This is a genomic window from Bacillus sp. SCT118 (genome assembly GCF_058566435.1).
In genome coordinates, this window is the sequence record NZ_CP191225.1 from 2,248,348 (window position 1) to 2,262,898 (window position 14,551).

The following is a 14,551-nucleotide window of genomic DNA, read 5'->3' on the forward strand; positions in this document are numbered from 1 at the left end:
TTATTTGAAAGTTTTCCAAAACATATCTTTAGAAGCCCCTGAGTCTGAATGCACTTTTTCCTGCACGTTTTGAGCTGATGGTTTGATTAAAACGGGCTGCCTATTTAATTCCGGCAAAGGCAGAGGTTTTCTTCTAATTGGACGAGCAACCGATTCATTCCAGGCTTCTATAATGAGATGGGCGTTCGTTCCGCCATCTGCAAAACAATTAATTGCCGCAGCCGGCGTTGTCTCCTTCCACTCGGCTTGCGATCTGCTGAAATACAAATCGGTTTTTTCTATATCAAAATACGGCATATTTTCATTACCTGACAGGAACGGAACCAATTGTCTATGCTTCAGCATTAAAGCTACTTTAATCAGGCTCGCAATCCCCTCTGCACATAATGGATGGCCAATGTTAGGTTTCACCGATCCCAGTCCTAACGGAGCCTTTGATTCAGAACGGTAAATGGACTGGATTGCCTTTAATTCAAGTAAATCTGTTACTGCCGATCCCGAGCCGTTCGCTTCGAGATAGCTGATCTCTTCAGTCTTTTTGCCGCTTTTTTCAAGCGCTGACAGCATGACGTCCTTTTGTGCCTCGAGATTCGGAGATGATGGGCCAGCCGTTCTTCCATCATTATTAATCGCAGCAGCCTTAATGACTGCATATATGGAATCTCCGTCTTCAAGCGCTTGGCTGACGGTTTTGACGAGAACCATGCCCACGCCTTCTCCTAAAATGACACCGTCTGCCCGCTTATCAAAAATATGGAATGACGGTTTGTCACATAAAAGTCCGCGCTCATAAAACATTCGATGCGCATCAGCATCAAGCAAACTGACGCCGCCTACAACCGCTGCCTCAATATCTCCGCTTCGCAGAGCCTGAATGGCCATATTCAGTCCCACCAGCGCAGAGGAACAAGCGGTATCCAGGACAATACTCGGTCCCTTCAAGTCAAAAAATTGTGAGATGTTAGCTGCTAAATAGTTTTGTCCGCCAGCGACTATCGGATTTCTTGCTTTTGAAAGACTGGCCGGATCAGGCTTGTGCTGGCTGCGGCCACCTATATAAACGCCAGCCCTCATGCCTTTCACTTCTTTCTCTGTATAACCGGCGTGATACCACAGCTTCAAGCTTTCCTCTAATACAGCCAAAGCTTGAGGGTCCATCGCTCTGACATCGTTTTCGGACATCATGAAGAAATCATGATCAAACCGGTTCATTTCATCAATGAGGCCCGCGTAATTTGAGCTGGAGTTCCCGAATCGTTCAGGCGGAACAGGCGCAATCGCAGACCGTCCATCACGTATTAGTTCCCAGTATTCCTCTAGGGTTTCCGCTCCTGGGAACCTGCAACTAAGACCGATGATAGCGATGTCCTCAGCAAGAAGTGCCGTTTTTTCATGGCTTATCTGTTGCGGCCGCTGTTCTGGCACCGGCTTCTGTTTCATTGCTGATTGCGGCTTGAAAGGTGTCTGTTTCTCAGGAACAGATGGCTGTAAAACAGCTGATATGTCATATTTCGAAATGAGCCAGTGTGCAAAGGATTCTATTGTCGGGTATTCAAACAAAATTGACGGATCAATATCTCCATTTAATTGTTGGTTCATCTGCTGTACCAGCTGGGCCAATATAATCGAGTCGATTCCGTATTCTTGGAAAGGTTCATCCGTTTCAAAGTCTTCTGCAGCTATTTTCAGTTCATCTGAAAAAAGAGTTACGAGCCAGTCGACTGTTTCAGGGAACAGGTTGCGAGTGCCGGTTTGCTCTTTCGTCTCAGGATGCGAGAGAGCTTCGACAGGCAGTGACGGCTGCATCAGCTTATCCGGCTTCCAAACGTTTGTATCTGGTACTGCCGGCAGCACGACAGCATACTGTCTGTCTGATAGAATCTGGTCAAGCAGCTGTAATCCCTCGTCGTTTGTCAAACTGATCAATCCAGTTTGTTCTAAAGCTTTGCTTCGAACCTCGCCTAAACCGGTCTCCTTCCAGTTAGGCCACTGAATGCTTACAATGGGACATTTATCTTGATGAGCCTCCGCAAAATAATCCATAAAAGCATTTGCCATCGCGTAATCAGCTTGTCCTGCTGCTAGTGCAGGGATGGCCGCTGATACTGATGAAAACAAGGTGAAAAACGCCAATGGTTCATCCTGAAGCAGGTCAAACAACGTTTGCAGACCTTCGACTTTCGGTTCAAGCACCTGTCCGATCTCTTCTAGTGATTTTCTGATAAAAGCCGGGTTTTGTTTGTTCACCAGCCCGGCACAATGGATGACTCCGCCAATCGCCCCCATTGTTTCGTGTATTGTCTTCAGGCTCTGTTCGACAGCAACCCTGTCTGTGAGATCCAGAGACAGCACCTGAACTTGCGCACCCATGTCTTCTAGCTCTTGAACGGCTTTTATTTTCTCGGCAAGCGAGGCGATTTTTACCAAATTCCACTGGTCACGCGACGGAAGCTCTTCACGGCCGATAAGGACCAGCCGCTTAACGCCGTATGTTTTCACAAAATGCCGCGCACACAGCAAGCCGAGACCTCTTGTCCCGCCTGTAATAAGCAGGACTTTGTCTGTTGAAAACGATACTTGCTTATGACTAAGAGCGGCTTCTGCTGGCTGCTCTGCCAAATATGCGCGATATCGCTGTCCGTTTCGATAACAGACTTCTGATTCTGTGCTCTTGGCATAATATTCAACTGCAATCAGTCTGGCCAGCTCCTCAAAAGAGGCTTCGCACCCCATATCTGCATGTCTTGAAGTAAGATGGCTGTACTCACTTTGAAGCATGCGGTATAAACCGGCCCGTGAAGCACCAGACAAAAGGACACCCTCATTTGCGTAGGCCTCCAGCCCCTTTGTTACACCCAAGATCGTCAATTGATGCTTGCTTGTACGTCCTTGCTCGATCAGCTTTTGGAGCCAGTTTATCCAGCCCATAGAATGCTCATGGCTCGTTCCGCACCCGATCAGATCGATTACTCCAGCAACGTGTTCATAGTCCGCAGCAGACACACGCTCCAGCTCTTGACTGTCAAATATACGGTATGTCGAGAAATACGTTGAAAGCTCTTCCGCTAATGCCATTGTCTCCTCATTTGCCAAAATGGCGACGGTTTGATTCGTCATTTCTGCCGGTTCAATCGGACAAGGCTGCCACTGTTTACGCAGAAAGCAGCGCTTTGGCATCAGTTCGGAATGAGGCAGAGCTGTAGCAATGGTTTTGGGTTCACCTTCTTGAGTTGGCAGCCAGTAATACTCTTCCGCGAACGGATAAGCAGGCAGGCTGATTCGACGAGGCGTGTATTCCCGATAAAGCTTGTTCCAATCTATCTGCAGCCCTTTCACCCATAGTTCCGCTACTTTCTCCAGCCTTTTTTTCTCTATCCATGTTTGCAGCAACGCTTTGGCATCTTGATCCGTTTCAAACAGCTTGATTTCGCTCTTTTTCGTTTTCACGTGAGCAGCAAATATGCTGCTGTTCGGCATTTCAGCCAAATAATCATCTAAAGTTTTGATCAGCATTTCTCTCGAATCCGCCAAAAACGCCATGCGATAATCCATTGCTTCTCGGCCCGTCTGAAGTGTGTATGCCATATCCTCCAGATCGATATCTTCATTGGAAGTTACGAAATCTTTCATTGCTTCCGCATAGGCCTTCAATTGCTTCTCTTTTTTCGCTGAAAGTACAAATAATGCTGAGCGGTGCTGCTTTGTTAATGGATCGTTCCTCTTGTCAGGCTGATATTCCTCTATCACAATATGAGCATTCGTTCCGCTATATCCGAAGGAGCTCACACATGCTCTCCGCGGTTTTCCATCAGCCGTTTCCCAAGGCTTAAGCTCCGTATTTACGTATAAAGGAGAATGCTCAAATTCAAAATGCTCATTCGGTGTCGTGAAGTTCAATGTCGGCACAAGTGTTTTATGATTCATGCACAATAACACTTTTTGAACCCCGGCTACTCCTGCCGCCGCGGATGTATGGCCAATATTGCTTTTGACGGAACCGATTGCGCAAAACTGCTTTTTGTCTGTTTTTTCTTGAAATACGGTGGACAGAGCTTCTAATTCAATTGGATCGCCTTGTTTTGTTCCTGTGCCGTGCATCTCGACATAACTGATACTCTCAGGATGTATGCCGTATGTTTCATATATGTCTCTTTCCAGATCCATTTGGCTTTTCGCACTCGGTGCCGTGATTCCGTTTGTTTTCCCGTCCTGATTAATACCCGAGCCAATGATAATGCCATAAATATGGTCACGGTCCGCTTCTGCATCTTTCAGCCTTTTCAGAACCAGCGCACCCGCACCCTCGCCGGGCACAAAACCATTCGCGCTATTGTCAAATGCTTTACATTGTCCATCAGGTGAAAGCATGCCAGCTTCACACATACTCATGTAAGATTCCGGCGTCAGGTATAAGCTGACCCCGCCGACCAGCGCCATATCAATTTCTTTGTTTATAAGTGCCTGCCGCGCTAAATGTGTGCCGACCAATGAAGATGAACAAGCGGTGTCAATAGGAATCGCAGGCCCTTTTAAATTAAGAAAATACGGAATACGCGCCGCAGCGATCGCAAAGCTGTTCCCCGTGGCATTTGCGCTTGCCTGCCGATTCAGCATGACCCCGTATTCACTGCTCATAATGCCGAGATATACACCGCATTTTTTCTCATTTAAAGTTCGAGCGTTGTACCCAGCGTCCTCAAAGGCTTTATAGCCTTCCTGCAAAAAGATTCGATGCTGCGGGTCCATCAGTTCAGCTTCTGACGGCGGAATATTAAAAAACAACGGATCAAAATGTTCAATATCATCAAGCATCCCCATTGATTTGCAGTAGACTTTCCCTTTTTTGTTGAGGACAGGATCATAGTATTTGTCTACATCCCACCGTGATGTTGGAATGTCCCGAATGGCATTTCTCCCATGAACCAGGTTATCCCAGTACTCTCTTACATTACGAGCGCCCGGGTATCTTCCCGACATCCCGACAATCGCTATCGCATCCTCCGGGCGGTCTTGATGAACAGGAACCGTTTTCTCCTCATGTTCTTTCTTTATAGGATGTTGAACAGACTGTAGCGGTCGCTCTGCCGGCTTTGGATTAGATGCTGCTGCTGGGGCTGCTTCGAAAGAGTCAGTATGCTCTATCTTTCTATCATGATGAGTTCCAAGCTCGGACTTTAGCATTTCGGCAAAATCACGTATCGTTGGATAATCATATACTCTGGTTACCGTAAAAGACGTTCCGTATTGCTTGTTCACCGCTTTTATCCATTCGAGTCCGGTAATCGAGTCCATTCCGATATCTATGAACGCTTCGTCAATATCCACCTCGTATGGCTCCATGTATAACACGTCTGCTATGCTTTCCCTCAATTTTTCATGCAGCGTTTCAATTGCTACAGTATATTGTCTTGATGCAGATATTTCTGCCGCTGCATATTGAATCGTTTCTTCAGCCTCCTCTTGCACTGGCTGATGATGTTCTAACGGCTGCAGAGATATATTAGCCGGTTTAGCAGCAGGTACCGCTGTTCTTTGTCTTATCGGCGTGTACGTCTCCGTTTGTTTTTTCTCCCCAGCTTGTGTGCTTAACTCATGTGCTAAGTAAACAGCGAAATCACGTGTTGTCGGATAATCATATACCTTTGTGACATTTAGTGATGTGCCATACTGTTTATTTATTGCTTTTATCCATTCGAGCCCGGTAATCGAGTCCATACCGATATCTATGAATGCTTCGTCTGGATCAATCTCGTTTTGGTCCATGTACAGCACTTCCGCTAAGCCCGCTGTCAGTTCATCGCACAAGGCTTCCGCCGTGATCGTCTCTGTTTCTGTATCTGATGGAACCAGAGGTGCTGTCCGCTCCAAACGATCCTGATTGGTCATTAAAGGCTGTAACGTAATATTGGCAGGCTTGCCGCTGGCTTCTCTGGCTACAGACGGCTTTGGAATGACGGGCTGTACTGGAGCGAATGGCTCCTCCGTTCTTTTTTCCTCAGCCTTTGCATGTACGTCTATCCAATAGCGATCTCTTGCGAAAGGATAGGCAGGTAAACTGATGCGCCGCGGTTTTTGATCCTGATATAGCGTGCTCCAGTCGATTCGCAAACCTCTTACCCACAGGTCTAAAACCTTCGCATATTTTCCTTTTTGCAGCCATGCCTCAATTGTTTTTGACATATCCTCATCAGCAGCAAAAGCAGCAATGGCTTCCTTGTTGCGCTTTACTTGTCCGCGATAGACATATTCACGATTTTCTGTTCCAGAGATACATTCATTGAGCTTTTCTTCAAGCTCCCGCATCGATTCCGCAACGAACGCCAGCCGTTCGTTCATCGCTTCCCGTCCGACTTGCAGCGTATAGGCAATTCGGTGTAAATCTGCTTCAACATATGTTTGTTCACGAATGGCATGCAGCAATCGCTCCGCGCGTTTCTGAAGTCTTTCCTCATTTTTTGCTGAGAGCACAATGACAGCCGGCTGTTTCCTCGTTGGTAAACGTTCCTCCACAGGTTCCGGAGCATACTCTTCTATTAAAATATGGGCGTTCACACCCCCGGCACCAAATGAAGAGACTCCTGCGATTCTCGGTAATTCGATGTCTTTGCCATTGACACTGATGATCGGCCTCTTCCACTCTTCTAGCTCTTGCTGTACTTTAAACGGCGAGTTAAGGAAATCAATATTCGGGTTCAGCACGTTTGAATGCAAGGAAGGCGCAAGCTGCCTGTATTTCATTTGGAGCAATACCTTCGTTACTCCTGCGATACCTGCCGCACTCTCACAGTGCCCGATATTTGATTTGGCTGACCCTATTGCACAAAATTGTTTGTCATCGGCTTCTTGCGTAAACACTTTGGACAGCCCTGTGATTTCAATAGGATCACCGAGAGAGGTTCCCGTGCCGTGGGCTTCGATGTAACTGACTGTCCGCGGATCAACCTTCGCTTCCACAAACGCCTTTTTGATGACATCTGCTTGGGCATTCGGATTGGGAACTGAGTACCCGTTTGTTTTTCCCCCGTGGTTGATGGCTGTCCCTTTAATGATTCCATAAATGTGATCACCATCTTCAACTGCTTTAGACAATGGCTTCAGAAGCACTGCTCCAACGCCTTCCCCCGGCACATAGCCGTCTCCGCCCTGTCCGAAGCTTTCACACCGGCCTTTGCTGGACATAAATTTGTTCTGCCCGAGCATCAAATATTTATTTGGATGGATTGACACATTCACGCCGCCCGCGAATGCCGCCTCACACTCTCCGCGCTGCAGGCTTTGGCAGGCCAAGTGGATAGCCGTTAAAGAAGAAGAACACATGGTGTCTAATGCAATACTCGGTCCGTGAAAATCAAAATAATAAGATACCCGGTTCGCGATGGATGATGGATTTCCCGTTAAAGCCAGAGACCTTCCCCGCACCTGCTCTTGTGCCCCGTACAGCTGATATTCTTCGTACATGACACCGACGTAAACACCGACGCTTCCGCCAAGCTCAGCATCACGCTTACGGCCGAGGTGCTCTCTTGTATAGCCTGCGTCTTCCATCGTTTCATACACGCACTGCAAAAATAAACGCTCTTGCGGGTCCATTAATTTTGCCTCGCGCGGCGATATATGGAAAAACTGCGGATCAAACTTGTCTACATCCTTCAAGAAGCCTCCCCACTTGCTGTAGGTTTTTCCAGGCTTGTCTTTATCTTCGTCATAATAAAGACTGTGATCCCAGCGATCTGCAGGAATTTCAGTAATACAGTCTCGACCGTCTCTCAGGTTTTCCCACAATTCATCAATGTTGTCTGCCTGCGGATAGCGACCTGAGATACCGATGATCGCGATTTCTTCCGTTTCCTTCTCTCTTAACTGCTTCTGCTCTTTATCTTGCAAAGGAAGAAATCCAGACTTTCTTGGGGTAACTGGGATTTCTTGTTTTTCAGGCTCTGATTTTCTTTCAACAGAAGGTTTTCCTGTTTCAATTCCCAAGATGTCCAGCAGTTTTTCTCTGCGGGAATCAATAAAATACCGTGTTAATGAGCGAATATCCTGATATTCAAAGAACAACGTCTTGGACAAAGAACCGAATACTTTTTCTAATTGACCCGTTACATGCATGATCATGATAGAATCGATCCCGTAATCCTCGAGAGGAGCTTCAGCATCAATCTGGCCGGCTGGCAGCTTAATCACCGAAGAAAGCACCTGTTTAAAATAGTTCTCCGCTTTTTCTCTTAGTATCTCTTCATCAATTTCCCCGATCATGTCTGCTTTTTCTGCCTCCTGATTGAGACTGCTTTTTTTGATATTGTGAGATTGGCCTTTGCCATGTCCCGTTTCATGTAAAAATGCACGAATCCGATCAGTAACACCGGAAGCAACTAACACTTGCGGCTTTCCTGACGTCCAGCCATGATATAGCGCCTGAATCCCACGATCTGTTTCCATGGCCACCATGCCTGTTTCTCTTTTCAGCACCCTTGCAGTTTCCGCATCTATTTGCATGCCCCCGTCTTTCCACAGCGGCCAGCACACTGAAAGAGTTTTTCCGTAACGCTTGTGCAGCTCTGCTTGGCCATTTCGATATTCGCTGAATGCATTCATAAATGCATTGGCCATTGCGTAATCAGCCTGTCCCGCGCTTCCTACTGCTCCGGCACCTGAGGAAAAAAGGATAAAGAAATCGAGCGGAATATCTTTCGTTGCTTTGTCAAGGTGAATCAGTCCTGCTACCTTTGGAGCAAGAACGGTTTGAACCTCTTCTTTCTTTTTCTTCATAATGAAATTATCTTTTATTAAACCGGCGCTGTGAATGATGCCATCTAAGTCTCCGTAAACGTTTTGGGTTTCTTTTAATAAGGCATCAACCGTTTGTTTGTCAGCCAGATCAGCTTGTCTGTAAATCGCTTGGATGCCAAGTTTCTGTAAGGCTTGAAGCTTCTTCTTCTTCCTTTCATCAAGCGGAGAGCGTCCTGTCAGAATCACAACCGCGTCATTCGTTTGGTTTGCAATTTCAGTTGCAAAGATGAATCCAAGACCGCCTGCACCGCCTGTGATCAGATACACGCCTTTATCCTTCCATGGCATGTCAGCACTTAGGTGCTCATCAGACACTTCTTTCCACTTGCTTACAAATCGCTTCCCTTGCCAGTGGCGGATATGTGTGTCACGCGGATAGCGTCTGTTTTCCTCCAATATTTCAAATAGGTCACCAGCTGACATCCCGGTTTCTATTTCGATCAACTGTCCTGTCAGTTTTGGATTTTCCAGTTCAGCCGTTTTGAGCAATCCAGTTAAGCCGCTTAATAGCTGAGGCTCGTCCAACGCAGGCACCGCCACTTGAATGAATGTATGTCCCCCTGTTTTTGAGTGCATTAGCTGTTTGATTTCTTCAAATAACTGTATGGCATAACCTTCAAACCGTTCATCAATTGTCTCTGTATCATGCTGCAGAACTGTACAGTCAAGATGATTTTGGAGGCTTTCCATTTGTTCTCCAACATCACAGACAACGACTTTATGCGTGTCGTACTCTATGAGCTCTTGCCTCTCTGCAGCACGTTCTTCCCAAATATGTTCGAACAATAGCGTGTCAGTCGCTTCAGAAGGACCTTCTTGATCTGTTTCTAACACTCTTGCAGAATAGCCCGTCAATCGCACGCAAACCTGCCCCTCTTCATTGCATAAATCGATATCAAGCTTCTGCATACGATCCCCAGCTGTACTGCCCTCGCTATATGTGATCCGCGCCCACATAGATGCCTCGCAGCCTTTGAAGATTTGGACATCCTGTATGGCAAAAGGCAGCATTGCCTTTCTGTCTTCTAAACTCGTAGCTCCTCCCAGCCTCAAACCGATAGATGCTTGAAATGCCGAATCTATCATGCTCGGATGCAGAATATAATGGTCTTCTGTATCAGAGATTACAGGAGGCATCGTCAATTTCACTAGAACTCCGTTTTCGCCGGCATATAGGCTGTCGATCGCTCTGTGGCTGTCACCATAATGAATACCCATTTCTGTATAAGCCTCGTAGCAATCAAAAGGTGACAGCGTCCGGCCATTATAGCTTGCCTTCATTTCTTCAATGTTGATAACCGGATTTTCACCAGCCTCACAAAGCACTGCACTCCCTTGCCCATATATAATCGGCGACTCCTCTGCGCTTTCAGGGTCCCGGCAGATTTCAAATGTAATCTCACCATTCTCCTCAGGATATAGACGTACATCTATATCTTTCTGCTGTTCCGTGACGGCGAACGGCCGGACCCAGACGATATTCCGGAGTCGGAATCCTGTCGGGAACTGATCCGCAGCTGCCCTTTCCACAGCTGCCCGAACCATCTCCAATAAAGCTGCGCCAGGTAAAACGTGTTCGCCCTTTATGACATGATCCTTCAAGAAAAATTCACGTCCTGTAAACACTGAACGGAAGCGGACACCTGATATGTCGGACACATTTTGATGCAGAAGAGGATGCAGGATGTGCCGCTCCTGTTTTGAACGATCAGTCTTTTTCTCCGCTTTCGGCACCCAATAACGCACCCTCTCAAATGGGTAAGTCGGCAGGCTGATCCGCTTTGGTTTGTTTCCCTCGTAAAGCAGCTTCCAGTCAACACCAGATCCGTTCGCCCACTGCTCCGCAATTTGATCGAGTTTTCTTTGCTCCAGCAATTTATGTACCGATTCGGCGGGACGCGATGGTTCGCTTCCTCTTGACACGCGGCCCTTCCAGCAATGCTGAATGGCTTTTCGTCCTTCTATAAAAGCCTTCAACTGGTCACTCAATTCTTGAATTCCGGATGCTAAGAAAGAAACCCGTTCTTCCATCGGTTCACGGCCTACCTGCAATGTATACGCCAAATCTCTAATCTGAATCCCATTATGAAGAAAATCCAAGAGACGTTTTGCATATACACGGAGACGTTCTTGATTACGGGCAGAAAGCGGAATAACTGCGGATATGTCAGAATCTGAGGACAAAGAAACGTCCTGCTCCGCTGCTTGAGGAATATATTCCTCAAGGATAATATGTGCGTTTGAACCAGTTGCTCCGAAGGAACTGATACCCGCCCGCCGCGGATAAGGGACCTCTTCCCCATTCTCCTTGATAACAGGCTGCTTCCACGTTTCTGTTTCGTGCTGTACATAAAATGGAGACTTTTCAAAATCAACGTACGGATTCAGTTCTTCCGAATGCAAAGAAGGCACAAGTTTTTGATGGTGAAGCTGAAGGGCAACCTTGCTTAAACCGCTGATCCCCGCGGCGGATTCGGCGTGCCCAATGTTTGACTTTACAGAACCGATTGAACAGAACTGCCGATCCTGTGTATATTGGCGGAACGCTTTCACTAATCCCTGTATTTCGATCGGATCTCCTAAGGACGTGCCGGTTCCATGGGCTTCCACATAACTGATCGTCCGCGGGTCGATTCCCGTTTTCTCCAAGCATGTCTCAATCAGATCAGCTTGAGAAACAGGGCTCGGCACTGAAATGCCGCTTACAGTGCCCACATGATTCACAGCACTTCCTTTAATAACTGCATAAATGCGATCTCCGTCTTCCTCTGCCTGGCGCAAAGGCTTTAATAAAACCGCGCCTATACCCTCGGCAGGCACATAACCGTCTCCATCCTTTCCAAACGTACGGCAGTGTCCGTCAGTGGAAAACATATCCCAGACCCCGTATGTCATATATTTATTCGGGTGCAAAGACAGGTTCACGCCGCCTGCTAACGCAACATCGCACTCACCGTGACGTATGCTTTCCAACGCCAAGTGCACTGCGGTCAAAGAGGATGAACATACCGTATCGACAGCCATACTCGGACCGTGGAAATTACAAAAGTAAGAAACACGGTTGGCGATTTGCGCATAGTTAAGCGAGAGAGGAAACACATTTTCTGCTGATGCTTCTTCAGCTCCGACTAATGTATAATCCTTGTGCATGACGCCGGCAAAAACTCCTACATGCTGCCTTTTATTTCGTCCTTTAGGCTTGGTCAACGTCTTTGGCGTATAGCCCGCATCCTCAATCGTTTCCCAGCATGTTTCTAAAAACAGCCGCTCTTGTGGGTCCATTGTCTCCGCTTCTCTTGGCGTGATTCTGAAAAATTGGGGATCGAAGCAGTCGGGATCATCAATAAATCCTCCCCATTTGGAAATGTCCTTACCCGAAGGAGATGTGATTCCTTCAAGTCGCTGCCAATCCCAGCGCGACTCAGGAATCTCGCTAACGCAGTCCTTCCCCTCTTTCAGATTGTTCCAAAATTCATGAATATTGGCTGCCTTCGGATACCTGCCCGCCAAGCCGATAATCGCAATATCGCCTGCTGCCTCAATAGGTGCAGGACGAGAAGCTTCAACAGTCTTACGATCGTTTATTGTGTCGGAAACGCGTTCTCTTTCATTCTGGCCAAGGCCAAGGGAACCAGCGGCACTAAAATGCTCAGCATATTCCTCGGCAAGAAACGCTGACAGCTCCGCTATGGTGGTATGCTCAAACAGAAGAGTCGGCGAAAGGCTCTCACCGATCTTATCACTGATCGTTTCTACCACCTCAAGCAAGCCCGATGAATTCAGTCCCATTTGGTAATAACCGACCTGTTTTTCAACTTGTTCTACCGGCTTATTGATTTTCTCTGCGATTAATTGGCTTACGAACTGTTCAGCCCCGCTGTAGGAATTAACGGGAGAAGATACCATGTCAGCAGGTTTCTCACGCTCAGCAGTGTCCGCTCTTGTCATCTGTGTCTCCTGTGCACCTTGATGTTTTCCGCTAATCAGCTCCGCTTCTCGCACCAATTTGCTTGTAAAGTTTTTCAACTCAGCCACTTTTTCTCCCAACGCATTAAAAAATTCAAGTGTTACATAAATCAGCTCTTTTTCCCGCCGGACGGAGGAGCGCTTAATTCTCGTCATGCAATCCGACTGCAAAAGTGCAGAAGCGGAAAAGGATTCATAGAACAGAGGCAAATACAGCCTCTGTTCTCCTTTAAGCAAAGATGTGAGCAAATGATTGGCACCCACCCCGCTCCCGTCTATGAGAGTCGGGTGAAACATAAAGCCTTCTGCGTGAAGCATGGCTTCCGAACCGAGAGAAAGCTCAAGAAGGACGCCGTCTTCCTCTTCATAGATGCAGCCTTTTGCTTTCATATATTCGCTGTGCACCAATTCCTGACGTCTGCATTGTTCATATACATCATCAAGCTGAACAACGTTCTGTGCAGATGCTTTGATTTGACTGAGATCCAGTGTTTCTTCAAATATGGCTGGGGAGTCTGCGTACATATCAGCCTTCATATAGAGCTTTTCTTCTGAAGCTTCTTTCTCATCACGTTTTTCAATTCCCTTGGCTGTGATTTGCCACTGTCCTTCTTTTTTCTCCGCACATTGGATATTCAGAACAATTACTGCATCCTGTTCCGCCGTCAATGGCTGATAGATGGATAAATTCCGCAGCTGAAGCTCTGAGCAGGAGAAGCCGTGTTCTCTGAATATCTGGTAGATTATATCGATATAAGCCAATCCCGGCAGGACATTTTGTCCGTAAACCACATGGTGATAAATAAACGGATTTTTTAACGATAATGTGAGTTGTTTCGTTATCTTTTTCACGTTAGACCTCCACCTCATAAGTATCCCATATGTTTGCCGCAGTCATTTTCGAAGTCTCCGCTTCCAGCTTAGGCTCGCTTGGCGAAAGCATTCGTTTCTTTAATTGAGGAGGCGATATTGGACTGCGCTTGATGGCGTGTTTTTCATCTTTTTCCCACGCCTCTACGATGACATGGGCATTCGTCCCCCCATCGGCAAAGCAGTTAATAGCCGCAGTAGGCTGCGAATCTGTCCATTTTTCCAGGGCTCGGCTGAACGTGATGTTCGCTTTCTGTTGATCGAAATGCGCCATCTCTTTTTCACCTGATAAAAATGGGACAAAGCGGCGCTCTTTCAGCATCAGCACAACCTTAATGAAGCTGGCGATCCCTTCAGCACATAGCGGATGCCCGATGTTCGGCTTGATTGAGCCAAGAGAAAGAGGCGATGAGTGCCCAGAACGGTACACTGATTGGATCGCTTTTAGCTCAAGGAGATCGGTTACGATTGAACCTGACCCGTTTGCCTCAAGGTAGCTGATGTCCTCTGGTTTTTTTCCGCTTTTGAAAAGCGCATCTTTCATGACTTCCTTTTGCGCCTCAAGGTTAGGTGTTGCAGGCCCCGCTGTTCTTCCGTCGTTATTGACCGAGGCCGCTTTTACGACAGCATATATGGTATCTCCGTCTTCCAGTGCCTGTTTTACGGTTTTTAGCATGACCATTCCGACTCCTTCACCTAACACAACTCCGTCAGCACGCTCATCAAACACATGGAAGGATGAATGCTTGCTTAAAATGCCGCGCCGGTCAAACAGCCTGTGAGAGGCATCTGAGCTCAGCAAGCTGACACCGCCGACTATGGCGGATTGAATATCTCCGCCACGCAGCGCCTGAATGGCCATATTCATGCCGACCAAAGCTGACGAGCATGCAGTGTCAACTACAACACTCGGGCCGCGGACATC

2 protein-coding genes (1 of these 2 cut by a window edge) are annotated in these 14,551 nt (G+C 47.2%); both read right to left on the reverse strand.

Going from position 1 to position 14,551, the window contains the following annotated elements:
• Positions 1 to 13,626, reverse strand: coding sequence for a polyketide synthase PksL (gene pksL, locus ACQVGT_RS11555; protein ID WP_080341610.1), 13,626 nt, complete (start codon positions 13,624 to 13,626; stop codon positions 1 to 3).
• Positions 13,610 to 14,551, reverse strand: partial view of a polyketide synthase PksJ gene (gene pksJ / locus ACQVGT_RS11560; RefSeq protein ID WP_046340234.1) — the final stretch only. The gene runs 14,190 nt beyond the window's last position; only the last 942 of its 15,132 coding nucleotides appear in the window; the start codon falls outside the window, past its right edge; its stop codon occupies positions 13,610 to 13,612. Before pksJ ends, pksL begins: the two co-directional genes overlap by 17 nt.

Coding starts and splice junctions, on each gene's coding strand:
- pksL (WP_080341610.1), bottom strand. CDS start 13,626: ATGAGGTGGAGGTCTAACGTGAAAAAGATAACGAAACAACTCACATTA.